The 24,879-nt window shown below is 50.9% G+C and carries 28 protein-coding genes; all 28 read left to right on the forward strand.

Features of this window, described 5'->3' with window-relative positions; all coding sequences use genetic code 11:
• Position 1: 1 nt before the first annotated feature.
• The 28 genes from J2X61_RS30740 (at position 2) to qcrB (ending at position 24,874) form a co-directional block, all read left to right on the forward strand.
• Positions 2 to 877 (forward strand): UbiA-like polyprenyltransferase, encoded by an 876-nt coding sequence (locus tag J2X61_RS30740; RefSeq protein WP_274468079.1) that lies wholly within the window; start codon positions 2 to 4, stop codon positions 875 to 877.
• Complete coding sequence (locus J2X61_RS30745) at positions 874 to 1,476, forward strand: UbiX family flavin prenyltransferase (protein WP_310193628.1); 603 nt, start codon at positions 874 to 876, stop codon at positions 1,474 to 1,476. Before J2X61_RS30740 ends, J2X61_RS30745 begins: the two co-directional genes overlap by 4 nt.
• A complete protein-coding gene (locus J2X61_RS30750; protein WP_310193631.1) occupies positions 1,469 to 2,332 on the forward strand; it encodes a menaquinone biosynthesis protein in 864 nt (287 codons plus the stop codon). The genes J2X61_RS30745 and J2X61_RS30750 overlap by 8 nt, the downstream gene beginning before the upstream one ends.
• A complete protein-coding gene (locus tag J2X61_RS30755) occupies positions 2,329 to 3,306 on the forward strand; it encodes a polyprenyl synthetase family protein (RefSeq protein WP_274468084.1) in 978 nt (325 codons plus the stop codon). Before J2X61_RS30750 ends, J2X61_RS30755 begins: the two co-directional genes overlap by 4 nt.
• Before the next feature lie 127 nt (positions 3,307 to 3,433).
• On the forward strand, positions 3,434 to 3,877 hold the full coding sequence (gene ndk, locus J2X61_RS30760) for a nucleoside-diphosphate kinase (protein WP_274468085.1): 444 nt from the start codon (positions 3,434 to 3,436) through the stop codon (positions 3,875 to 3,877).
• A 129-nt stretch (positions 3,878 to 4,006) separates the two neighbouring features.
• Positions 4,007 to 4,792: a CheR family methyltransferase gene (locus J2X61_RS30765; protein WP_274468087.1), complete on the forward strand. Its 786-nt coding sequence runs from the start codon at positions 4,007 to 4,009 to the stop codon at positions 4,790 to 4,792.
• A gap of 88 nt (positions 4,793 to 4,880) precedes the next feature.
• Positions 4,881 to 5,045: a hypothetical protein gene (locus tag J2X61_RS30770; RefSeq protein ID WP_274468089.1), complete on the forward strand. Its 165-nt coding sequence runs from the start codon at positions 4,881 to 4,883 to the stop codon at positions 5,043 to 5,045.
• Between the two features lie 188 nt (positions 5,046 to 5,233).
• Complete coding sequence (aroC, locus tag J2X61_RS30775; protein ID WP_310193635.1) at positions 5,234 to 6,397, forward strand: chorismate synthase; 1,164 nt, start codon at positions 5,234 to 5,236, stop codon at positions 6,395 to 6,397.
• Position 6,398: 1 nt separating this feature from the next.
• Positions 6,399 to 7,493, forward strand: a complete 1,095-nt coding sequence (gene aroB, locus J2X61_RS30780) for a 3-dehydroquinate synthase (protein WP_274468092.1) — start codon at positions 6,399 to 6,401, stop codon at positions 7,491 to 7,493.
• 3 nt (positions 7,494 to 7,496) lie between these two features.
• Positions 7,497 to 7,883: a chorismate mutase gene (gene aroH, locus J2X61_RS30785; RefSeq protein WP_274468093.1), complete on the forward strand. Its 387-nt coding sequence runs from the start codon at positions 7,497 to 7,499 to the stop codon at positions 7,881 to 7,883.
• A 285-nt stretch (positions 7,884 to 8,168) separates the two neighbouring features.
• Positions 8,169 to 9,716, forward strand: a complete 1,548-nt coding sequence (gene trpE / locus J2X61_RS30790) for an anthranilate synthase component I (RefSeq protein WP_310193638.1) — start codon at positions 8,169 to 8,171, stop codon at positions 9,714 to 9,716.
• Positions 9,717 to 9,744: 28 nt separating this feature from the next.
• Positions 9,745 to 10,785: an anthranilate phosphoribosyltransferase gene (gene trpD, locus J2X61_RS30795; protein WP_310193641.1), complete on the forward strand. Its 1,041-nt coding sequence runs from the start codon at positions 9,745 to 9,747 to the stop codon at positions 10,783 to 10,785.
• Positions 10,775 to 11,581: an indole-3-glycerol phosphate synthase TrpC gene (gene trpC / locus J2X61_RS30800; protein ID WP_274468096.1), complete on the forward strand. Its 807-nt coding sequence runs from the start codon at positions 10,775 to 10,777 to the stop codon at positions 11,579 to 11,581. The genes trpD and trpC overlap by 11 nt, the downstream gene beginning before the upstream one ends.
• A gap of 15 nt (positions 11,582 to 11,596) precedes the next feature.
• The gene (locus tag J2X61_RS30805; protein ID WP_310193645.1) at positions 11,597 to 12,295 is read left to right on the forward strand and encodes a phosphoribosylanthranilate isomerase; all 699 of its coding nucleotides are present in this window, start codon (positions 11,597 to 11,599) and stop codon (positions 12,293 to 12,295) included.
• A complete protein-coding gene (trpB, locus tag J2X61_RS30810) occupies positions 12,292 to 13,488 on the forward strand; it encodes a tryptophan synthase subunit beta (protein ID WP_274468099.1) in 1,197 nt (398 codons plus the stop codon). The genes J2X61_RS30805 and trpB overlap by 4 nt, the downstream gene beginning before the upstream one ends.
• Positions 13,489 to 13,491: 3 nt before the next feature.
• The gene (gene trpA, locus J2X61_RS30815) at positions 13,492 to 14,301 is read left to right on the forward strand and encodes a tryptophan synthase subunit alpha (protein WP_274468101.1); all 810 of its coding nucleotides are present in this window, start codon (positions 13,492 to 13,494) and stop codon (positions 14,299 to 14,301) included.
• A gap of 173 nt (positions 14,302 to 14,474) precedes the next feature.
• Complete coding sequence (hisC, locus tag J2X61_RS30820; RefSeq protein ID WP_274468102.1) at positions 14,475 to 15,575, forward strand: histidinol-phosphate transaminase; 1,101 nt, start codon at positions 14,475 to 14,477, stop codon at positions 15,573 to 15,575.
• A 21-nt stretch (positions 15,576 to 15,596) separates the two neighbouring features.
• A complete protein-coding gene (locus tag J2X61_RS30825; RefSeq protein ID WP_274468103.1) occupies positions 15,597 to 16,685 on the forward strand; it encodes a prephenate dehydrogenase in 1,089 nt (362 codons plus the stop codon).
• Between the two features lie 206 nt (positions 16,686 to 16,891).
• Entirely contained in the window at positions 16,892 to 17,704 is an 813-nt protein-coding gene (locus tag J2X61_RS30830) for a polysaccharide deacetylase family protein (protein WP_310193650.1), read from the forward strand.
• Between the two features lie 436 nt (positions 17,705 to 18,140).
• Positions 18,141 to 18,722, forward strand: coding sequence for an RNA polymerase sigma factor (locus J2X61_RS30835; RefSeq protein ID WP_274468105.1), 582 nt, complete (start codon positions 18,141 to 18,143; stop codon positions 18,720 to 18,722).
• A gap of 7 nt (positions 18,723 to 18,729) precedes the next feature.
• A complete protein-coding gene (locus J2X61_RS30840; RefSeq protein ID WP_274468106.1) occupies positions 18,730 to 19,359 on the forward strand; it encodes an anti-sigma factor family protein in 630 nt (209 codons plus the stop codon).
• A gap of 56 nt (positions 19,360 to 19,415) precedes the next feature.
• Positions 19,416 to 19,997: a histidine phosphatase family protein gene (locus J2X61_RS30845; RefSeq protein WP_310193653.1), complete on the forward strand. Its 582-nt coding sequence runs from the start codon at positions 19,416 to 19,418 to the stop codon at positions 19,995 to 19,997.
• Between the two features lie 138 nt (positions 19,998 to 20,135).
• Positions 20,136 to 21,296: a hypothetical protein gene (locus J2X61_RS30850; RefSeq protein WP_310193733.1), complete on the forward strand. Its 1,161-nt coding sequence runs from the start codon at positions 20,136 to 20,138 to the stop codon at positions 21,294 to 21,296.
• 171 nt (positions 21,297 to 21,467) lie between these two features.
• A complete protein-coding gene (locus J2X61_RS30855; RefSeq protein WP_274468108.1) occupies positions 21,468 to 21,656 on the forward strand; it encodes an IDEAL domain-containing protein in 189 nt (62 codons plus the stop codon).
• A gap of 150 nt (positions 21,657 to 21,806) precedes the next feature.
• Positions 21,807 to 22,853, forward strand: coding sequence for an LCP family protein (locus J2X61_RS30860; RefSeq protein ID WP_310193657.1), 1,047 nt, complete (start codon positions 21,807 to 21,809; stop codon positions 22,851 to 22,853).
• Between the two features lie 71 nt (positions 22,854 to 22,924).
• Positions 22,925 to 23,356 carry a DUF2487 family protein gene (locus tag J2X61_RS30865; protein WP_310193659.1) on the forward strand — a complete coding sequence of 144 codons (432 nt, stop codon included), beginning with the start codon at positions 22,925 to 22,927 and terminating at the stop codon, positions 23,354 to 23,356.
• 283 nt (positions 23,357 to 23,639) lie between these two features.
• Positions 23,640 to 24,185, forward strand: coding sequence for a QcrA and Rieske domain-containing protein (locus J2X61_RS30870; RefSeq protein ID WP_274468111.1), 546 nt, complete (start codon positions 23,640 to 23,642; stop codon positions 24,183 to 24,185).
• A gap of 17 nt (positions 24,186 to 24,202) precedes the next feature.
• On the forward strand, positions 24,203 to 24,874 hold the full coding sequence (qcrB, locus tag J2X61_RS30875; protein WP_274468112.1) for a menaquinol-cytochrome c reductase cytochrome b subunit: 672 nt from the start codon (positions 24,203 to 24,205) through the stop codon (positions 24,872 to 24,874).
• The last annotated feature ends 5 nt before the right edge of the window (positions 24,875 to 24,879 follow it).

Genomic DNA, 24,879 nt, shown 5'->3' on the forward strand with positions numbered 1-24,879 from the left:
TATGTTTACTAAACTCAAAATTTTTCTGGAAATGATCAAATTCGAACACAGCGTATTTGCACTGCCGTTTGCGTTCATGGGAGCCATTCTCGGCTCCGTTGTACTCGCCGGACATCTGCCCAGCTGGGCGCAAATCGGTTGGATCACGCTGGCCATGGTCGGAGCAAGAACGGCCGCGATGGCGCTCAACCGCGTCATCGACCAAGCGATCGACAAGAAGAATCCGCGCACGGAGAATCGCGCCATACCCGCGGGCCTCATTTCCATCCCGCAAGTTATTATTTATATTATCATTTCATTTGTTTTGCTTTTCTGGGCTACTTCGAACTTAAGTGCATTGTCGATGAAACTGCTGCCGATCGCAGTGTTTTTTCTTGTCTTTTACTCGTATACCAAAAGATTCACTTGGACATGCCACTTTTTCCTGGGCTTGACGCTGGGTTTGGCGCCGCTTGGCGGCTGGATCGCCGTGACAGGTCAATTCACGTGGTCTTCCATCATCTTTTATTTAACGGTCGTCTGCTGGAGTGCCGGATTTGACTTGATTTACGCTTGCCAGGATGCGGAATTCGACCGTGAGGAAGGCTTGCATTCCTTGCCAAGCCGCTTCGGCATTAAGGCCGCGTTGACGACGGCTCGCGTTCTCCATGTTCTGACCGCTGTAGGCTTGGTCACTTTATTTTTCATGACACACTTGAGCTGGTTCTATCTGATCGGTCTTGTGATCGCTTATGTTCTCTTGTACAAGGAGCACAGACTGGTTTCCCCGCAAGATTTGTCCAAACTGAATACGGCATTCTTCACGATGAACGGCGTGCTTAGCCTTGTCATGTTCGCCTTCACGCTGCTGGATGTGCTTGTGAGGCAGTATACATGAGCCGCGGCAACTGGGTCGTCGGCATGACGGGGGCTAGCGGAGCGGCATACGGCGTGCGATTGTGCCAGGTACTGCTCGATCAAGGGCTGGATGTGCACCTCATGGTGACGGAAGCCGGCTGGAGAGTGCTGCACGATGAGCTGGACTGGAACGCCGCGAAGCGCAAAGAGACGCTGCAGGAGCACTTCGGCGGCCGCCTGGGCACTTATCAGTATCATCCGGTGACCGATATCGGCGCATCCGTTGCCAGCGGTTCCTTTCGAACACGAGGGATGGTCGTCATCCCTTGTTCGATGGGAACGCTATCCGGGATCGCGCACGGCTCATCGGACAATTTGCTGGAACGGACAGCAGATGTCATGTTGAAAGAAGGAAGAACATTAATTCTGGTTCCAAGGGAAACGCCGCTGCATGCCATTCATCTGGAGAACATGCTCACCTTGTCTCGGATGGGCGTGCGCATGATTCCGGCGATGCCCGCTTTCTATAATCGTCCGCGCTCCTTGGAGGAGATGGTCGATTTTTTGGTGGGTAAAGTGCTGGATAGCATGGATATTGAGCATACCTTGTACCGAAGATGGGGAGAACCGAATGAATAACCTTGACCCTAAAATTCGCATCGGCCGTATCAATTATACCAACGTATGGCCGATCTATTATTATTTCCCGGAGCTGATGCAGAGCTCCGAAGTGGAGATCATCGAGCAAGTGCCCACCTCTCTGAACCGGGCAATGGCGGCCGGCAACATCGACATGGGGCCGATCTCCTCCTTTGCTTACGGAGAAGGCTGCGAGAATTATTTGCTCTATCCGGATCTTTCGGTCAGCGCCTACGGCGAAGTCAACTCGATTCTGCTGTTCCACGAGAAGCCGCTGCGGGAGATCGCGGACGGCCATATCATGCTGCCGACGACATCGGCGACATCCGTCAATTTGCTCAAAATTATTCTTGAGAAATTTTATAACGGCAAACCAACCTATGAATATGCCGAGCCGAATGTCAACCGGATGATGGAGCGGGCGGATGGGGCGCTGCTCATCGGCGATGATGCGATCAAGGAGAGCTGGGGCAACCAAACGTATATGATCACGGATCTTGGGCAAGAATGGGCGAAATGGACAGGTCAGTGGATTTCGTTTGCCGTTTGGGCCATTCGCAGGGAAACAGCGAACTTATACCCTGAGTTGGTGGCGGAAGTATTTCAAGCATTTATGGCCAGCAAAGCGAAGGCGCACGCCAATCCCGAAGAAATGATCGCGAAGGCGCAAGCGTCCGTCGGAGGAACCGCTTCATATTGGAATCATTATTTTCATACGTTATGCTATGATTTTGGTACCGAACAATGGGAAGGGCTTGCAACCTACTACAAGTATTGTTATGAGCTGGGTTTCCTGCCGAAGCCGGTTGAGATCGCTTTATGGTCAGAGAATAAAGTGGCGCGGGTGACAGAATGAAAAATTTATTGGATATTTATGCAAGGAAGAAAAAAGATATAGCAGCAATTGAGAAATCGCTGGAAGAAAGCGTTTATACGGATCACGCGATGCTGAGAGAAACCTCCAACCACCTGTTGAAGGCAGGCGGCAAGCGGATTCGTCCAGTTTTCGTTCTGCTGGCCGGCGAGTTCGGGGATTACCGGTTAGAGACGATGAAACGGGTTGCCGTTCCGTTGGAATTGATTCATATGGCTTCGCTCGTACATGACGATGTGATTGACGATGCCGATACGAGACGCGGCCAATTAACCGTCCGTTCCAAATGGGACAACCGGGTCGCGATGTTCACGGGAGATTACATATTCGCCAAAGCGCTTGGCGTCATTACACAATTACATAAACCGGCGGTTCATCAGATCATGTCCAAAGCGATCGTCGAGATGTCCATCGGAGAAATGGAACAAATACGTTTCTTTTTTCAATCCGACCAAACGATTCGCGATTATTTGTTAAGAATTAGACGGAAAACGGCGCTGCTCATTGCGATTTCCTGCCAATTGGGAGCGATGGCCGCAGACGCGCCCGATTGGATCAGCAACAAGCTGTACAGCTTCGGCTATAACGCCGGCATGGCGTTCCAGATTCGCGACGACATTCTCGATCTGATCGGGACGGAGAAGCAGATCGGCAAGCCCCCGGGGTCCGATGTGAAGCAGGGCAACATTACGCTTCCCGTATTGTTCGCCCTGCGGAATCCGAGTTTAAGACCGCAGATATTGAGCGAGCTGGATCGGATTCATCAATTGGACGGACAGACCGATGTCAGCCGGTTCCTCGATATCATTCGCCACAGCGAGGGGATCGCGCAAGCGGATGCACTGTCTCAGAAGTACATCGATAAGGCGATTGCTTCCCTGGACAAGCTGCCGAACGGACAAGCCAAGAGAGATCTCGTGGAAATTGCCCATTTCTTCGGCAACCGTTCCTACTAGAAGTCGATGCAATTTGAGAAATGTTGACAGAACGTGTAAACTGGTAGGTAATACATGGAATAAACCCTATGGAGTATAAGCTTACGAAGCAATTTTCCGAAGAAAACTCTAAGGAGGAAGTCGTGACATGGACAAAACATTCTTGATGGTGAAGCCAGACGGCGTACAGCGCGGCCTGATCGGTGAAATCGTGAAGCGCTTCGAGCAGAAGGGCTTTCAACTAATCGGCAGCAAGCTCATGATGGTATCGAGACCGCAAGCCGAGTTTCATTATGCCGAGCACAAAGGAAAAGATTTTTACGAGAGACTTGTCAATTTCATTACGTCCGGCCCCGTATTTGCGATGGTTTGGCAAGGGGATCAAGTAATTCCGCTATCCCGTACACTGATCGGCAAGACCAATTCCCTGGAAGCTTTGCCCGGTACGATTCGAGGCGATTATGCGGTACATACGAATTTCAATCTCATCCACGGTTCCGATTCTCCGGAGAGCGCAGAGCGTGAAATCGGCAACTTCTTCAAGGCGGACGAGCTTATCGATTATACGAAAGTCATCCAGCAGTGGATCTAGCATTCCATACATATGAGCGGGAGCCTGTTACCTACGCGGTGGCAGGTTCTTTTTTTGTCGGAGCTTGAAGGAATTTGGCGCGGGCTGAAAGAATGTAGATAGGAGACAAATATCAAGGCGGGTGTCATCATGGAAGAGGATCAGGATTTTCTGTTATTCATCAAAAAAGTGAAAGAACATACGGCTATCGATCTCGCCCTTTATAAGGAAGCGCAGATGAAGAGGCGTTTGACGACGCTGCGCATGAAACGCGGCTACAACACATTCGTCTCTTTCTTCGACGCCATGTTGAAAAATAAAGAGATGTTCTATGAGTTTCTGGACCGGATGACGATCAACGTATCGGAATTTTGGCGGAATCCGAACCGCTGGGAGCTTGTGGAGTCCAAGTTCATTCCCGACATGCTCAAAAAAAATCGGCGCCTGAAAGTATGGAGCGCAGCCTGCTCGACAGGTGAAGAGCCTTATACGCTGGCAATGATCTTGGCGGAGCAAGGCGCTCTGCAGGAAACGCATCTGCTCGCGACCGATATTGATGAAGGCGCTTTGGAGAAGGCGCGCAAAGCGGTGTATCTGGATCGCTCGCTGCGTGATGTGCCGGAGAAATATGTGAAGAAATATTTCCGCCAAGATCAATTGATGTATCATGTAACGGACGAATTGAAGAAATCGGTGAAATTCCAGAAGCAGAATCTGCTGGTGGATACGTTCGATACCGGCTTCGATCTGATTGTTTGCCGTAACGTTATCATCTATTTCACTGAAGAAGCCAAGCACGTTCTATATCAGAAGTTCGCCAAAGCACTGAAGCCGGGCGGATTGCTGTTCGTGGGCTCGACAGAGCAAATTTTCTCTCCGGGTCAATACGACCTGGAGCCGGCGGATACTTTCTTTTATCGGAAGAAAGGGGTATAAGTTCTTCCATATTTTCCAATACTAAGATGTAGCATAACTCAGTGACGATGATGCAAATACGGCTGATGCAAACACTTAGGGGGCTCTTATGGACAAACGCAAAGTGATTACCGCTTATCGCAGGGGAATGATCTCCATTCAGGAATGTGCGCAAATTTTGGGCGTGGATTCGTCGCAAATCATGGGTTTGATGAACGATCCGCAGATGGCCGAACTGCCGAGAGTTGTCCAAAAGCAGCATATGCACGGGTAATCTTCGCTCCTGATTACATGAGGACACGCTTTTGCTAAAGGGAATCTCCCTTGCATGCAAAGCGTGTTTTTGCGTTTAAATCTGTTGCCAAACCGGAGTACCTATACTATAATGACTAAAAGATAATCGCGCGTCAAAGCGCTAAAGCGTTTGGGAAGACAATCGAAGATGAAACGGGGTAACGGATTGTGAGATATTTAACGGCAGGCGAAACACACGGACCGCAGCTCACTGCGATAATTGAAGGGTTTCCAAGTAATGTGACATTGAACTTTGACGAATTGAATTTTCAATTACATAGACGTCAGAAGGGGTATGGCCGCGGCCGCCGCATGCAAATCGAGAAAGATACGGCTACGATCGCCGGCGGCGTACGCCACGGCAAAACGACGGGAGCGCCTATCGCATTGGTCGTTGTTAACAACGACTGGAAGCATTGGACATCGGTTATGGGCATCGAGCCTGTAGAAGAGGATAACGAAGGCAAGCGCCGCGTGAATCGTCCCCGTCCGGGACATGCGGATTTGAACGGCGGACTCAAGTATAATCAGAAAGATTTGCGTAACATTCTGGAGCGTTCCAGCGCGCGTGAAACGACGATGCGCGTGGCTACCGGAGCGGTGGCACGTCAATTGCTGGCGGAGTTCGGCATCAAGGTGGCGGGACAAGTTATCCGGATCGGCGATGTGGAAGCACAGCGCCAGGATCTGCCTATCGACGAGTTGATTCGGCTTACGGAAGATTCGCCGGTGCGCGTCGTGGACAAAGACGCCGAAGCGAGAATGATCGCGGCGATCGATGCGGCCAAAGAAGACGGAGATACGCTGGGCGGTATCGTCGAGGTTATTATTGAAGGCGTACCTGTCGGACTCGGCAGCCATGTGCAATGGGACCGCAAGCTGGACGGCAAAATTGCCCAAGCGGTGCTTTCGATCCAAGCGTTCAAAGGCGTTGAATTCGGTATCGGCTTTGAGGCTGCCGAGCGCAGAGGGTCCAATGTACACGATGAGATTTTGTATACGGAAGAGGAAGGCTTCAGACGGAGAACGAACCGTGCCGGCGGCTTCGAAGGCGGGATGACCACAGGCGAGCAAATTGTCGTGCGCGGCGTGATGAAACCGATCTCGACGCTGTACAAGCCGCTGCAGAGCGTAGATATCGACACGAAGGAAGTGTTCACCGCGCAGGTTGAACGTTCCGACACTTGTGCGGTTCCGGCTGCGGGAGTCATCATGGAGAACGTGATCGCCTGGGAAGTTGCGAATGCGTTCCTGGATAAATTCGGCGGCGATTCCTTGGAGGAAATTCGCGCGAACTTGAACAACTACTTGAAACAAGTGGAGAGCTACTAAAATGAGAGAACTGACGGTAGAGCTAGGGGAACGGTCTTATCCTATATATATCGGGCAAGGTGTCCTGAACCAAATCGCGGCGCTGTTCGACCGCGCCAAGCTCAGCCGCAAGTCGCCGCTGCTCGTCGTCACCGACGACGAGGTGGCTCCGCTGCACCTGGAGCGCGTCATGACGCTGCTTCGCGAAGGCGGCTTCGCCGCGACAGCCTGCGTCGTACCCGCAGGCGAACCATCCAAATCCCTCGCGCAGCTCGAGGGAATCGTCTCCGACGCCCTCCGGGCAGGCCTTGATCGCAGCTCTGCGATCGTGGCCCTTGGCGGCGGCGTCGTCGGCGATCTCGCCGGCTTCGCGGCGGCGAGCTTCATGCGCGGGATCCGCTTCGTGCAGATCCCGACGACGATCCTTGCCCACGACAGCTCGGTCGGAGGCAAGGTGGCGGTCAATCACCCGATGGCGAAGAACATCATCGGGGCATTCCATCAGCCCGAGCTCGTGCTCTTCGACATCGATACGCTGATGACACTGCCGCCGCGGCAAGTGAAGGCGGGGCTGTCCGAAGTGATCAAGCACGGCTTGATTTGGGATGCCGCATTCACGCAGTGGTGCGACGATAATGCCGATAAGCTGTTGGCCTTAGATCCCGAAGCGCTCGGCTATGCGCTGTACGTCGGCTGTAAAGTGAAGTCCATCGTCGTATCCCAGGATGAGCGCGAGAACGATTTGCGCGCCATCTTGAACCTTGGCCACACGATTGGCCATGCGCTGGAGGCTGTCGCCGGTTACGGCGAGCTGCTGCACGGCGAAGCCATATCGATCGGCATGGTGGGAGCGGCTAAGCTGGCCCAGCAATTCGGTTATTCGGAAGACATTTATCACGTTACCAAAGGGCTGTTCCTGAAATTCGGATTGCCTGTCGCGATACCGGCACATCTGGATACGGACAGCATTATGAGTGCGATGATGCACGATAAGAAATTCAAAGAAGGCACAATGGTCTACATCGTACCTGTGGAAATCGGCAAAGTTGAGATTCGCAAGGATGTAACGGTGGAGCAGGTCAGACAAATTGTCGAGCTTCTTAAAGGAGAGAGCTAACCGATGTTCTTGAGGGGAATTCGCGGTGCGACGACGGTTCAACAGAATGAAGCGGAAGAAATTTTGGAAGCGACAGGCGAGCTTCTGCATGCGATTGTAGAGGCGAACGATTTCCGTCCGGAAGACATCTGTTCCGTATTCATCACAGTGACGCAGGACATTACGGCCACATTTCCGGCGAGAGCCATTCGCACCATGGCAGGATGGGAGCTCGTTCCGCTGATGTGCTCGCTGGAAGTTCCGGTGGAGAATTCGCTGCCGAAGTGCATTCGTCTGATGGTTCAGGTGAATACAACGAAGAGCCAAGCGGAGATCAACCATATTTATTTGAAGGAAGCCAAAGCGCTTCGTCCTGATATTGTTAAATTGACAAATGAAGCGGCTAAGTAGTATAGTGGAGACAGATGAGTTTAGGTAAGTAGAGCAGAGTTTAGTTAAGTAGAGATGAGACCAGTTGAGATGAGGAAAGATGAGTAAGGATGTATGCGTGTATACACGACTCTTAATGAGCCGTTGTTTCATCATACCTGCCGCAGAATCTTTTTTCAGCTTACTCTTTAAATTCTACATAAAACTAAAAGCCAGCCTCTACTTCGGTAGAGGTTTTTTGTTATTTCAATAGAGTTTGGAGCGCCTCGGTGAAGGAGGAAGCCCAAGCTGAGAGGGGATGTAACCATGTATACACCTGAAATTCAAGAAGTGATTCGACTATCCAAACAATATAATCTCATTCCTGTCGTGCGTCATCTGTTAGCAGATACAGAAACGCCGATCCGCGTCTTTCAGCATTTGTACCAAGAAAAGCGTGCGTTCCTGTTAGAAAGTGTGGAGGGCGGCGTCAAATGGGCCCGATACTCCTTCATCGGAAGCGATCCCTTCTTGATGATCAAGGCCAAACATGGGAAGACGGTCGTAGAGACAGCGACGGAGAATAAAGTGACAGACGAGAAACCGATCGATGTGCTCAAGGCTTACTTAAGATCCTACTCCAGTCCTCAGCTTGCGGACTTGCCGCGCTTTACCGGCGGCGCTGTCGGATTCTTCGGCTACGATCTTCTGCAATACTATGAGAAATTGCCTGCTCATCGTATCGACGATTTGCAAATGAATGACATTCAATTCATGTTTTGCGATCAGGTTGTCGTATTCGACCACTTCAAACAGCAGATTAAAGTAATCGCCAATGTGCATGTCCCGCCGTTCGCTACCGATAGCGATATCGTGAGCGCGTACCATGCCACTTGCGCCAAGATCGATGCGACAATCGAGAAGATCAAACGTCCGCTAGGCACGGAAACGATGACACATAATCCGATCGTATCGGAGCCTGAGCTTGGCGATATTCGCTCCAATATCACGAAGGAAAAGTACATCGCCAACGTGAACAAGGCCAAGGAGTATATTCGTGCCGGCGATATTTTCCAGGTTGTGCTGTCGCAGCGATTCGAAATGGAAACAACGGTTTCTCCGCTTCAAGTGTACCGTGTGCTGCGCACGATGAATCCTTCTCCGTATATGTATGTGCTCAAAATGGATGACGAAGTCGTCGTGGGCACCTCCCCCGAGCTGCTGGTCCGGGTCGAAGAGGAGAAGGTGGAGACGCGGCCGATCGCCGGAACGAGACCTCGCGGCAAAACGCCCGAGGAGGATTTGGCGCTGGAGAAAGAATTGCTGGCGGACGAGAAAGAACGCGCCGAGCACTTGATGCTGGTCGACCTGGGCCGCAACGACATCGGACGCGTATCGGAGTTCGGTACTGTGAAGTGCGATACGTTCATGGATATTGAGCGCTACTCGCACGTGATGCATATCGTTTCGAATGTATCCGGTAAAATTGCGAAAGACAAAGATTTTTTCGATGCATTTCTTTCCTGTATGCCGGCAGGGACGGTGTCTGGAGCACCTAAACTGCGCGCAATGGAGATTATTGCCGAACTGGAGCCGGAGGCTCGCGGCACGTACGCAGGAGCGATTGGTTACTTAGGCTTCTCCGGCAACTTGGACACATGTATCACGATTCGTACGATCGTCTTCAAACACGGCAAAGCCTATGTGCAAGCCGGTGCAGGGATCGTATGGGATTCCGTTCCGGAGAACGAGTACCAGGAAACGGTGAATAAAGCGACGGCGCTGCTCAAATCGATCCGGATGGCGGAAGCGATGTTCAGCCCCGAGCCTAGACCGGTCAGCGATATTAACAAAGATTATTTTGTTAACTCTTAAGGGAAAGATGTAGAGGAGGAATCGAGTCATGAGTGGACAGATCCATATCCAGCAAGCGCTTGGCAAGGTGATCGGCGGAAGTCATCTATCCCGTGAAGAGGCGCGCAATGTAATGTCGGAGATTATGGAAGGGGAGGCGTCCCCGGCTCAAATCGGCAGCTTGCTCACGGCGCTGCGCATCAAAGGCGAGACGTTGGAAGAGCTTACGGGCTTCGCGGAGACGATGCGCACGAAAGCTATGCAGGTGAACGTCCTGCAGAACAATCTTCTCGATACGTGCGGTACCGGCGGAGACGGTGCGGAAACGTTCAACATCTCGACGACGGCTGCCATCGTAGCTTCGGCCGGAGGCATTCGCGTAGCGAAGCATGGGAACCGGGCGATGTCGAGTAAAAGCGGCAGCGCAGACGTGCTGGAGGCGCTTGGCGTGAAGATTACGCTGACCGGCGAGCAAGCCGCCAAGTGCTTGGATAAGACCGGAATTTGCTTCATGTTCGCGCAAGCGTATCATCAATCGATGAAGCATGTAGCTGCACCGCGGCGGGAGCTTGGCTTCCGCACCGTGTTCAACCTGCTGGGGCCGCTGACGAATCCTGCCGGCGCAGACCGCCAGGTGTTGGGTGTATTTGACCGGACCAAAACGGAGCTTATTGCAGGAGCGCTCCAGGAGCTCGGTCTGAAACGCGCCTTGGTCGTTGCGAGCGAGGATGGTCTGGATGAATTCAGCATCTCCGCGCCGACCAAAGTCACGGAGCTTAAAGACGATTGCATCCAGACGTATTCCATTACGCCGGACGATCTTGGCCTGCGGGCGCACAGTATCAAAGATGTCGGCGGCGGCGATGCGATGCTCAATGCCGAAATCATTCGTCATATATTCGCCGGAGAGAAAGGTCCTCACCGCGATATCGTCCTTGCGAATGCGGCTGCATGCTTCTATGTGACAGGACATGTAGGAAGTCTTCAGCAAGGGGTTAAATTTGCGGCAGATGTGATCGACTCGGGCCGTGCTGAGCAGAAATTGAACGATCTAATCCAATACACAGGAGAACTTTGCCATGTTTCTTGATAAAATTGTAGCGACCAAACGTGCGGAAGTGGAGGCGATGAGCGACTTCTCGATCCAGGAAGCGGAGAGAGCGATCTCTGCGCTTCCGCCATGCTTGGGCTTCGAGCAGGCGTTAACCGTGCGCAGCAACCGTTCGATGGGGCTGATCGCCGAAGTGAAGAAAGCATCCCCTTCCAAAGGGTTGATCCGGGAGGATTTCCATCCGGTCGGGCTGGCTCAGGCTTACGAGCGGGCAGGCGCAGACTGCATCTCGGTGCTGACGGATGTGCAATATTTTCAGGGAAGCAACGAATATTTGAAGGCTGTGCGGCAAGCGGTGAACGTGCCTCTATTGCGCAAAGATTTCACGATTGATCCGAAGCAAATCTACGAAGCCCGCTTGATCGGTGCTGACGCGATTCTGCTCATCGCTGCAATTCTAACGACGGATCAAATGAAACAATATTTGGCACTAGCGAAGGATTTGGGCTTGGATGCGCTTGTCGAGGTGCATGACCGTGAAGAGCTGGACCGCTCTCTGGAGCTTGGCACGCAGCTGATCGGCATCAATAACCGGAACTTGAAGACGTTCGTTACGGATCTCGCAACGACGGAAGAACTTATTCAGCATGTTCCGGCCGGCATTACGGTCGTTAGTGAGAGCGGTATTTCTTCAGTTGCGGATATGGACTATCTGCAGCGAATCGGCTCGAAAGCCGTATTGATCGGCGAGCACTTCATGCGTCAGCCGGTTGTCGAGCAGGCCGTCTACGACCTGATGGGACCGCGCGGGAAAACAACGAATTCTATGGCTTAGAAAGAGGCGAAACCAATGGTTACTGGGGTTGCTCCGACAGTAAAAATCTGTGGACTTCAAAGCGTTGAAGTGTTAAAATCAGTCATACATTTGCCGATCGACCATATCGGATTCGTGTTTGCGCCAAGCAAGCGTCAAGTAACTGCGGGCAAGGCCGGGGAGCTGATCCGTTACTTGAAAGGCGAAGCGGAACAAGGCAGGGCGGTGCCGCTTACGGTCGGCGTGTTCGTGAACCCGACCAAGGAGGAGCTTGCGGACATTATGAAGGCTGCTCCCCTCGACGTCGTCCAGCTGCACAGCAAGGAAACGCCTGAATTTTGCCGATGGGTGCGGGAGCAATTCCAGGTTCAGGTATTCAAATCCGTATCCATCTCCAAATCGGAGAACAGAATCCCTACTTTGGAAGAAGTGGCGGACCAGCTGGACCCTTATGCAGGGGCGGTTGACGCCGTGCTGCTGGATACGTTCGATCCCGTATATGGCGGGGGATCCGGCACGACTTTCGCCTGGGACTGCATTCCCGTATATCAGGAGTGGGCTCGTGGAGCAGGCGTCAAGCTGCTGGTTGCCGGCGGGCTTCAGCCTGACAATGTCGACCAATTAGTCGAAGCCTATCGTCCCGACGGCGTGGATGTATCCAGCGGCGTGGAGACGAACGGTGTGAAAGATATTGCGAAAATTACTGCATTTGTGGAAAGGGTGACCGGAAAGTGACGCAAGTTCCTGATCAGCACGGCAGATTCGGCAAGTTCGGCGGCCGTTACGTACCAGAAACACTGATGAATGCATTGACAGAGCTGGAAGAAGCTTATAACCGATATAAAGATGATCCCGAGTTTATTGCGGAGGTTCGGTACTTGCAGAAGCAATACTCCGGCAGACCGACGCCGCTCTATTATGCGGAGAGACTCTCCGAGAAGCTTGGCGGAGCCAAAATTTATTTGAAGCGCGAAGATTTGAACCATACCGGCGCCCACAAGATTAACAATACGATCGGGCAAGCGGTGCTGGCGAAGAGGATGGGCAAGAAGAAAATTATCGCCGAAACGGGCGCCGGTCAGCATGGTGTGGCCTCCGCAACGGTAGCGGCATTAATGGGCTTCGAGTGCAAAGTGTTCATGGGTGAAGAGGACACGAAGAGACAGCAATTGAACGTCTTCCGGATGAAATTGCTCGGCTCCGAAGTCATTCCCGTCACTTCCGGCACACGCACGCTGAAGGACGCCTGCAACGAAACGCTTCGCTACTGGGTCAGTAACGTACAGGATACGTACTATATTCTAGGCTCCGTGACGGGTCCGCATCCATATCCGATGATGGTGCGCGACTTTCAGCGCGTTATCGGCGACGAGTCGCGCGAACAAATTCTCGAAACGGAAGGCAGACTGCCGGATGCCGTTGTAGCCTGCGTAGGCGGAGGCAGCAACGCGATGGGCATTTTCTATCCGTTCGTCGGTGACGAGACCGTGAAATTGATCGGTGTGGAAGCGGCGGGCCGGGGCGTTCATACGGATGAACATGCGGCAACGATGACCAAAGGTTCTCCAGGTGTATTCCAAGGCTCGATGAGTTACCTGCTGCAGGATGAATACGGACAAGTGCTGCCGGCGCATTCCATCTCGGCTGGCTTGGATTATCCGGGCATCGGTCCTGAGCATTCTTACTTGAAGGACATCGAGCGCGCTTCGTATTATCCGATTACGGACCAAGAAGCTCTTGATGCGCTGCAGCTGCTGAGCCGTACGGAAGGCATCATTCCGGCTCTGGAGAGTGCGCATGCGATCGCCCAGACGATTAAGCTGGCACCGACGATGGCCAAAGACCAAATCATCGTTGTCAGTCTATCCGGACGCGGCGACAAAGACGTGGAATCGATTATGAGCTATCTAGGCGAAGGAGGGGTGTAGGCGATGAATCGGATTGACCAGCGATTTGCCGAACTGAAAGAGCGCGGAGAAACGGCGATGATACCGTTTCTGACTATCGGGGATCCGTCGCTTCAGGCTTCCCTGGAGCTGATCCTGGAGATGGAGCGGTCCGGAGCCGATTTGATCGAGCTCGGCGTTCCTTATTCGGATCCGCTTGCTGACGGACCTGTCATTCAGCGCTCCTCCGAGCGTGCGCTGCAGAGCAGAATCACCATTTTCGATGTGATCGATGTTGCACGGCAAGCAAGAAGCAGAGGTTCCAAGCTGCCATTTATTCTTTTTACGTACTATAACCCCGTACTGCAAATCGGTCTTGAGCGCATCTTCAGAACGATGCAGGAGAACGAGATCAGCGGTATCATCATACCGGACCTGCCGCTTGAGGAGGACAGCGAAACAAGAGCGATCGCCGAATCCTTCGGGATTCATCTCATCCCGCTCGTGGCTCCGACTTCCAATGAACGGGTCCAGCGCATTGCCTCCGAAGCACGCGGATTCGTTTACTGCGTATCTTCGCTGGGCGTGACCGGAGAGCGTTCGGAGTTTTTCGGCGGCATCGAGAATTTCTTATCCACCGTTCGCGAAGCGGCCCATGTGCCGATTGTCGTCGGCTTCGGCATTTCGAACCGGGAGCAAGTGCAGCGCTTTGAGAAGCTTTGCGACGGCGTCGTCGTCGGAAGTGCGATCGTTCGCTCGATCGAAAGCGCACTGCATCATTTCGAAGAAGATGCCGCTCACCCCGCGGGTCTTCAACAAATCGGAAGCTTCGTCGGCCAGTTAAAGGGCAAATAAGACCGTCCCTCTAGACACTATGTCTAGGGGGATTTTATTTTAAATTACCTATTTACTGTTAAGCGTTAAAGCAGTACACTATTAGGTGTTGATTGCCTATTAACCGTACTTTTTGCAACGTTCATAATTTTGTGGGACAATATTCGGACAACTAATTGATGAGGTGGCTACCAATGAAACCGAAACAAACGATTGTACACTTACCAGTCTATCAACCGGGTAAACCTATTGAAGAAGTCAAACGCGAGCTTGGTTTGACCGAAGTGATCAAGCTGGCTTCCAATGAGAATCCATTCGGTTCTTCGCCGAAAGCGCGAGAAGCGATTGAGAAGGAAATAGCCAATATCAGTCTATATCCGGACGGCGGCGCGGTCCAATTGACGGAAGCGGTCGCCGAGTATCTTGGCGTGGCGACGAATCAACTTATTTTCGGCGCAGGCTCCGATGAGGTTATTCTCATGCTGGCGCGCGCGTTCCTCGTTCAAGGCGACGAAACGGTTATGGCTTCCCATACGTTCCCGCAATACAAGCACAATTGTGAGATCGAAGGCGCCGTTTCCATCGAGGTTCCGCTCAAAGACGGCACGCACGATTTGGATGCTATGCTGGCTGCGATTAACGAGCGCACGAAGATCGTCTGGATCTGCAATCCGAACAATCCGACCGGCACGATGAATACCGATCGCGAGATCAAAGATTTCTTGGCCAAAGTGCCTTCGCATGTGCTCGTCGTTCTCGACGAAGCTTACTGCGAATACAATACGACCGGCGAATTCCCGGACAGCATCGAATTGATCGGCCAATACAAGAACGTTATTGCCCTGCGCACATTCTCCAAAATCTATGGTCTGGCTTCCCTGCGGATCGGGTATGGGATCGGTCACCCGGATGTGATCAGATCCATTAATCAAGTGCGCGAGCCTTTCAATACGACGCGTTTTGCACAAGCTGCGGCACTTGCGGCGATCAAGGATCAAGCGTTCATTGCGAGCTGCCGTGAAGCGAATACAGCGGGCTTGGCTTACTTGACGCAGCAGTTCAACGAGATGGGGCTGGAAGCATTCCCGGCACACGGCAACTTCATCATGGTGAATGTCGGCCGTCCTGCAGCGGACGTATTCAACGGCTTGCTCCGCAGAGGCATTATCGTCCGTGGCGGGCATATGCTCGGCTTCCCGACGTCCATTCGCGTTACAATCGGCTCAAGCGAACAAAATGAGAAATTCATTGCAGCTTTGCAGCAAGTGCTGGCTGAAGTTGCCGTTCAGGCCTAATTCAAATTGAAGGTTGATTATATGACGAAAATTGCGATATTCGGCGTAGGGCTCATTGGCGGGTCCTTAGCCTTATGCTACAAAGGAAAACCCGAATTTACGGTTGTGGGCCATTCCCCGAACCCGAATTCGGTGGAGAAGCTGCTGAAGAGAAACGTAGTGGACATCGCTACTACGAGCATGGCGGAGGCTGTGGACGGCGCGGATTTCATATTTTTGTGCGTCCCGGTCGGCATGCTGGAACAGTACGTTCAGGAACTGATGAAGCTGCCTCTCAAGGCGGGGTGCATCATTACGGATGTCGGCAGCACCAAAGCGACCATAACCGAGAGCGCGCAATCCATGGTGAAAGAAGGCGTCTACTTCATCGGCGGCCATCCGATGGCCGGCTCCGAGCGGCATGGCGTCGAGGCGGCTTCATCGCATCTATTTGAGAATGCGTTCTATGTGCTCACACCGGCGGAAGGAACGCCGCAAGCGGAGGTTGACCGTTTGAGCGAGCTGCTCAAACCGACCAAAGCGCAGATCGTCCAAGTGGGCGCTCGCGAGCATGACGATATCGTCGGTGCGATCTCCCATCTGCCGCACATTATCGCGGTTGCACTCGTGAACCAGGTGCGTGGTTATAACGAATCGAATCCGTTGTATCAGAATTTGGCCGCAGGCGGCTTCAGAGATATCACACGAATCGCTTCCAGCGAGCCGACGATCTGGCGGGATATTCTCGTGAACAACCGCGACGTTCTGCTCAAGCTGCTGCAAGATTGGAATGTGGAGATTTCCCGTTTCATCGGACTGCTGGAAGAGAGTGACGGCGATGGCATTGTCGAGCAATTCCGCGCAGCCGGTCAATTCCGGGGCCAACTGCCTGAACGGCGTAAAGGGATGATCACATCCTTATTCGATATTTATGTCGATGTACCCGATCATCCCGGTATTATCGCACAAATCACGACATTACTAGGAAATGAAAGAATCAATTTGAGCAATATTCAAATCATAGAGAGCCGCGAAGACGTTCCCGGCGTTCTCCGACTTTCCTTCCGCAACCAGGAAGACGCAGACCGCGCAGCAGAGCTGCTCAACGGCCCGTATGCCGTCCACGTCTAACATCCGAACAGCAGTGGATTATAAGCTGGTTTCTTTCTCTTCAAGAGGAGGAAATCAGCTTTCTTGCATTCTATTGAAACTAATTCTCAAATAAATAGGTTCATGCTATAATGACATCGTTCATATAAATATTACAAATATCGATGTGCGGGGCGAACGAAATGAAGAAGTGGATGATGTGGAAATGTTTGTTAATTTTGGTCATTATGTATGTGAATTTTTTGCCTTCGTTTGTCAGCGCGAACAATGTCATTTATTCCAAAGAAGTCGCTGTGCTCGTGTACCATCACATTGATGATCAAGTGCAGGGCTCCGTGACGATCTCAACCAAGCTGTTCGAGCGTCAATTGGCTGCGATGCAGCGCCAGGGGTACAATTTCATCACGATGGAGCAGTTCAAGAAATTCATGAAAGAAGGAGCCAAGGTCCCCGACAATGCCGTTCTCATCACATTCGATGACGGTTATGAGAGTTTCTACACGAACGCTTATCCGATCCTTCGCAAGATGCGCGTGCCGGCCGTTAATTTCGTCATCACCAAAGATCTGGACAATCCGACCGCGACGCTGCTGCCATCCTTATCCAGAGAGCAAATTCGGACCATGCGGAAAGAGTTTGCCAATATTGATTTCCAATTGCATTCGGATGCCTTGCATATCATGAAGGACGGGAAGCCGATGCTGAACAACAAATTTGCAATCAACGGAACGATGGAAACGGATGACGATCTCAAGCGAAGAGTAATCGCCGATACGAAGACGTGCATGACCAAGCTCAAAGAGGTGAACGCGGCGAAGTCGATCGATGCCTATGCGTATCCATTTGGCAGTTATGACGAACATACGATTTCTTATTTGAACGAAGCCGGTGTCCACTATGCGTTTACAACCAAGGCAGGGCTTGCGACCGTGCAGACGGATCCGATGCAAATTCCGCGAATCAACGCCGGCAGTCCGTATATCCGTCCTCATTCCATCAACAATTTGATTAACCAGGAGAAGCACCGCCAATCCGAGTAACATCCAATTAGCCGCCAAAAAAACACGTAAACGTTTTCAAAAAAGCGTTGACAAAATGTAACCGTATACATATAATAAAAGTACAGTATGGTTTCTCTCCACTCCTATCCGATAATCGCACCATAAGTGCAACCGCCAATGATTGGCGGTTTTTTTTTTTGCCTACATACCATATTTTTGTGAAACTATTATATAATGGATAGGGTGAGCCTTATACATCGGCAGACAAGCTGCAATTATGAATTTTTTTCAACATTTTGTCGAATCTAGCAGGAATATTGCGAAGCAGCGAGAAGATTTTAAGAGGCTCGTATTCTATACATGAACAATTTCACAATTTTTTTACGAATGAACGCAACTTTTCACTCTAACCGCAGTACAACATGTATGAGCAGTTGGAGTGGTAGCCGGGAACCGTTAGGAGGGCCGCCACGTAATGACCGATTCCCAATTGATCCGAGAAATCAAGGATGGAAATGTTCAGCTATATGACGAGCTTATGCGTCGTTACGAGCGTAAAATCCTTGCATTCATTTTTCATATGCTCAAAAGTACACAAATGGAAGCAATCGCTGAAGATTTGTGTAATGAAACATTTTATAAAGCCTATCGCAGTTTGCACTCCTTCCGCGAAATCGAAGCTTCCTTCTCGACTTGGTTGTATACGATTGCCCGGAATACGGTTTTGAGTGAGCTGCGCAAAAATAAAAGTGTTCAAGTTTCGTTGGAACAAAGCGGGATGACGCCGCATGCGTCCTTCGACGCCATGCCGGAGCAAGCCATGCTGCGCAATGAGAAAGTGTCGATGGTTCGGGATGCGATTAATTCTTTGCCGGAGAAGCAGAGATCTGCCCTGATTTTACGGGAGTACGATCAGATGGATTATCAGGAAATCGCAAACATACTAGGCCAAACTGTAAGCTCGGTGAAGTCCTTGTTGTTCCGGGCGAGAGCTTCTGTGAAGTTACAGTTGGATCCTTACTTCAGTGAACCGATATTCGAAGAATCGAAGGGATGAAACAGCGATGAAGTGTAGTGAGATCCAGGAATTATTTGGGGTGTATTGGGATCTGCCGAATGATGACCTGAGACGTACCGCGGTAGATGAGCATATAGCGACTTGTGCCGAATGTGCGGAAGAATTTCAAATATGGGAAGAGAGCACGATTTTAATTCGGACTTCCGCCATAGAGGGCGAGCTTCCCGATTATGAACCTATGGTTTCCAGCAAAGTCATGAACCGTATTTATGAAGACGAGTCTTGGCGTATTCCGGTGACCGAGCGCATGTACACGATCTCTTACAAGCTTCGCCGTAACTTGACAGCGGTTTTTGCTCTATTCTTGGCCTTGTTTGCATTTAGCTTTCTATTTGCTGTTGTATATGATGGAACGCCGGAATCGACGATTGCCGCTGCGGATAATTCCTTGTTTGACCTGCAGGCACCGCAAGCGATGAAATCTACCGGAACCGAATCGATGAATGGCCATAAGATGGTGGATGCAGTAGCCAGTCTGAATCCAAGCTTCATGGAACCGCTGCGGTTTCATGTCGGCCCGATACATTCGTATCCCCACTATTTATTAGTAATCTCGATTCTAGGTTTGATTACGACAATTATTATTATGAATTGGTTATCACGAACGAAAGCTTAGTGCTCCGGAAGGGGCATTTTTCATTATCATAGGACGAAAATTCGGAGGATATCGAGATGACAACGATCGGATTCATCAGGCATGGCAGCACGGAGTGGAACAAGCTTGGCAAGCTGCAGGGACAATTGGACACTGATTTGACCGACGAGGGCAGAGATCAAGCCAGACGGTTAGGTGTCAGGCTCGCCGGCGAGACGTGGGACGGGATCATCAGCAGCGACTTGAAGCGGGCTAAGGAAACGGCGCACATCATCTCGGAGCAGTCGGGAATTCCGTTCATCCGTGAAGATGCACGGCTGCGAGAGCGCAGATACGGACAAGTCGAAGGTACGACCGTCGCGGAGCGGGAAGAACGCTGGGGGGCGGATTGGAAGCAGCAGGCGCTGGGTCAAGAGACGGACGATGAACTATGGCAGCGGTGGATGGCGCTGGAAGCCGAATTGCTGCAAGAGTTTCCGGACCGCAAACTGCTCCTAGTCTCCCACGGCGGCTTTATCGTCCAAATCCTCAGAGTGCTGAAGATGGATAGCGAACAGTTTTTGCAAAATACGTCGTTAACGATTCTGCTGCGTCAAGAAAATGGTTGGGAATTGAAGCTGTACAATTGTTTGGCACATTTGGAAACGATACATGAATAGCTTCAAACAGGAAGCGTGACTCGATCATAGAGTCATGCTTTTTTTGTGAGCTGCGGAATATTTTCGGAAAAAAATCCCATAATGGTTACTAGAAATCAAGGAGCTGAAAGCTTCGCCAAATGGGGGATGCACATGGAAATGAACCTAGCGGACATGCTCAGCTATGCCGATATTCATGAGTTGAGCCGAATTGCTCATACCTACGAGTGCGAGTGCAATGGACATTCAAAAAACGAGCTGATTCAATCGATTTTGAGTACAGCGCTGCGCAGAGAGATTTTCGAGAAGCATATCGAAAGCTTGAACATCGAGGACATCCGATTCTTGAATTCTCTGCTCTTCGATTCTCGAAATAGCTTCAGCATCGAAGAATTGATCGCTAGAGTTCAGCAATCAAGATTTCATAAAGAAGAGTCGGCTGAATGGAATCCCCGGGACATGGTTGTCAAATTCAAGAAGTTGGGGTGGTTGTTCAACGGTCATTCCCAGCAGACGAAGTATTTGTTTCATGTGCCGCACGATTTGAAGCGAAAGTTTAGCGATGTGCTGACCGGGCAATTCAAACAGCGTCTGCATGTGACCGGCGAGCCGGGCGTTTACCGGGACGAGCAGATGCTGCTCATCGATGACATTTCCCATTTCCTGACGTACTTGTCGCAGGCCCAGGAAATTCCGCTTACCGCCGACGGAGCCATGTACAAAAGACAGCTGCAACAAATTCTTGACCGGCTTTCGGTCCAGGAAGAAATGGTGACCAAAGGAGCTTGGCGATTTGGGTATGGGCGAATGTTCAAGGAATACCCGAACCGTTTCTCTTTTCTATATGATTACTGCTATTACCGGCAGCTGATCATTGAACATGGCCAATCGCTTCGAATAACGGAAGAAGGCAAAGCCCGTCTGCAGGAAGGCAAAAAGGAAAGCTTGGCTGATGTCTACAAATTTTGGTTGAGGTTATATAAGAATCCGATACCTAACATCCAGAGTATGGTTGGGTGGGTTGAACGGTTAAGCGGGCAATGGGTGACAGCAGCCTCTCTGAGCGATGTGCTGTGCAAGCTGGTGAAGCCCTTTTACTATGACAGCTCGGAGTCTATCGTCGAGCAGCGAATTTTGCAAATGATGATGCATCTAGGGTTAATTCGGATCGGGGAAGATCAAGTGAACGGTGCCGTCGTGCAGGTTACGAAGCTTGGCGCTAAGGTGATTCAAGGCACGTTCGTGGCGGAAGACGACAAAGTCGTTCTGTTCATGGATCAGGCAAGCGCACGGTTCAAAGGTGAAGGACGGCCGCAGTAGGTAAAGACACATTCCTAGTCATCCGGGCTTTTGAAGGAAGCGCTGATGTGCCGTATGAATAAGATAAAGTAGGAGCACACAGGGGTTGGCAGACACCAAGAAACGGACTTTCATGTTTTTGCGAAAAAGAAGCTCCTGACAAACCGCGTACAACATTTGGAGGTAGGTCTCATGGGAAAAATGAATGTATCTAACAACGCGCTGCTGGCACTTTTCGCGGAAATGGTTTGGGACGACGCCATTCGCAAATATAAAGAACAAAATCTCTATAAAGAAATCGACCTCGCGTTAGCCAAAGGGGATCAACCGACGTTCCTTGCTCTTACGACGGAGCTAAAAACGCTGCAATCTTCCGGATAAATCCAAAGTGGTGGCAGCCACACAAGAAAAAAGACATGTGAGGTCATTCATATGTCTTTTTTTGTTGTTTGCGTGATGAAAAAGAACTAATTTGTCATCCGGTACGTCCATTAAACAGACAATACTGCGTGGCAAAAGGAGATTTAACCCATGAGTAAATTATTGAACAGCATAAAAAAACGTAAACTAATGTCCTTGTTACTGCTTACGGTTCTGCTGGCTGCAGGTACGGCAACGGCTTATGCCGGGTTCCTGTACCACAAATGGAACCGGACGCTCGACCAAATGGCGGCACCGCCCGCCGCGGCAGCCGGTAACACAGTCCCGGGCAAGGTTCCGGTCACGCAGACTTCCCATACGGCTCCGCCGAATGAGGATGAGCGCCAGAAGCCGCTTACCTTCCTGCTCACGGCCATTGATGAACGGGAAGGCAGCGAGGGCTCCAGGAATACGGACGTCATGATGCTTTTCCGCGTCGATCCGCAAACACACCAGGGGACGGTCGTGTCGATTCCGAGAGATCTCGAAGTAACGGCGGAGGAATCGGGTCTGTCGACTTCGCGCAAGGCGAACTATTTCTATGCTTATTATTATAATAAGAACAAAGATACGGCACTCTATGAAACGAAGCAATTGTTCAGCCGCGTGTATGACATCGAGATTGACTATATGGCTGTCGTTAATTTCGATGGCTTCCGTAAGCTGGTGGATGAGCTCGGCGGCATGATGATCGACGTCGATATGGACATGCGGTACCAGGATGAGAGCGACGGAACCGATATTCGTCTGAAAAAAGGCTACCAGCAATTGAACGGCAAACAGGTGCTTGACTTCATTCGCTACCGCAAATCGAATCTCGGCACAGCGGAATCGTCCGATACGGAGCGGAATCAGAGAGAGCAGATCGTACTGAATCAAATGATGGATAAGCTGACGGCACTTGGCGGCATTACCGCCTGGGGGAAAGTGCTGGATATTATGGGCAGCTCCATCAAAACGGACATACCGGCAGATGAGCTGCGGGCACTCACCCTGGCTTACCGTGATTACAAACCGGCGACAGTCCAATACTTTCATCTGAACGGGGAATGGGAGAGCCCGTACCTGGTCGTGAAGCAACAGGATTTGGATGAGGCGCTGCAAGCTTTGCGCGGGGAATCGGGCTATCCGATTGACAGCCGGATGCGAACGGATTAAAGTGTACAAGAAGCTATGGCTTTTGTTACATAGTGAACGCTTTTTTGGCAAATGATAGAGGGGGTAGCAAGGTGAAGTTTAATGAAATATCCGAGCGGGATTGGCTGGACTTGAAGCCGTATTTGGATACGTGTCTGCTGCCTGTAACGGGACTGACCGGTTTGGAGGATCCGGCGAAGGTGACGCAGTCGCTTGAGCGGCTGCGGGATGCGCTGGAAACCATTGAAATCCCGTATAAGGGCAGGGTCGTGACCTATCCGGCGCTTCATTACATAACGGCGGTGAACATGAAGGAACAGCTCGAGGCGGTATCGCTTCATTTGAAAAGGATGGGCTTCCGCTTTGTGATCGTACTCTCCATCGATCCGGAGGCTGCCAAGTGGAAAGCCGATCAGACCGATTTGTTGATTGCTGTCGATATGGAACAGTGGAACAGCCAGTCCGAACAAATCAAACAGAGTATCTCGAAGCAAGTGCAGCACTTATGGACGCACAATGATTAACTTTAGCCTTGAAGCGTATTTTTGGAAAAAAAATTGTGCAGGATAAGGGAAGTAATGGCGTACATTGGCTGTCAAAGAGTTGTGACAATTTCGTTAAAATTTGTTCGAAGGCCGAGATTTCGTGGGTTCAAATGGAGTTCTGGATTCTTGACGACCTAGTAGTCGTAGGCTATTATTAGTAATGTCCTAGTTATATGTAGTGTAATGTCGAACGACACGTGATAGAGGGAACTGACGTCCGAGAGGGTTGGACATCGGCCAATGTAGGAGGGTAGACCTGAGAATGAGTGATCATAACAATCACAAAGAAGAACAGCATGGGAAGAAACCCGGGACTAAACGCGAAATGTCTCGTCGACAATTTCTTTCTTACACCCTTGGTGGCGCTGGAGGATTCATGGGGGCCGGTATTCTGGTACCGATGGTACGGTTTGCGGTAGATCCAGTCCTTCAGAAGAAGAAAGCAGCGGATTGGGTGAAAGTTGTCGAAGAAAGCAAAATTACGAATGCTCCACAGTCCTTTACGTTCCAAATCCATCAGGTGGATGGCTGGTACGAAAGCGACGTTGAATTGGTAGCATGGATTTCCAAAGGCAGCGACGGGAAGCTTTTCGCATTGAATCCGACTTGTAAGCATTTAGGCTGTACGGTGAACTGGAACGACAATCCGGCTTACAAAGATCAATACTTCTGTCCTTGCCATGGTGCGCACTATACACAAGACGGCAAGAACCTTGCGGTAGCGCCTGCGCCTTTGGATGAGTACACAACCAAAGTAGAGAACGGTTTCGTTTATGTGGGACAACTGCATGCTAACACAAGAGTATAAGGAGGCGTCACAATCAGATGTTTAAAAACGTATACAACTGGATTGACGAACGTCTTGATATTACGCCTATGTGGAGGGATGTTGCAGATCACGAGGTTCCAGAACACGTAAACCCTGCTCATCACTTCTCCGCTTTCGTGTATTGCTTCGGCGGCTTGACGTTTTTCATCACAGTTATTCAAATTTTGTCAGGTATGTTCTTAACGATGTACTACACGCCTGATATTATCAATGCGTATGCCAGCGTTGATTACTTACAACACAAAGTAGCTTTCGGTGTTATCGTCAGAGGTATGCACCACTGGGGAGCTAGTTTGGTTATCGTTATGATGTTCCTACATACCCTGCGCGTGTTCTTCACTGGTTCTTACAAAGCTCCGCGTGAAATGAACTGGGTAGTCGGAATGCTCATTTTCTTCGTTATGTTAGGTCTTGGTTTCACGGGTTACCTGCTTCCTTGGGATAACAAAGCTTACTTCGCAACGCAAGTAGGTATGAAAATCGCAGCTGCGGTACCACTTATCGGACCTTACATCGAAACATTATTACAGGGTGGAGAAATCGTAGGAGCACAAACGTTGACACGTTTCTTTGCGATTCACGTATTCTTCCTGCCTGGCGTTCTGCTCGCTTTGCTTGCTGGACACTTCTTTATGATTCGCAAACAAGGTATTTCCGGACCGCTATAATTTAG

The organism is Bacillus sp. 3255 (assembly GCF_031456485.1).
In the GTDB taxonomy this organism is placed as follows: Bacteria; Bacillota; Bacilli; order Paenibacillales; family NBRC-103111; genus Paenibacillus_E.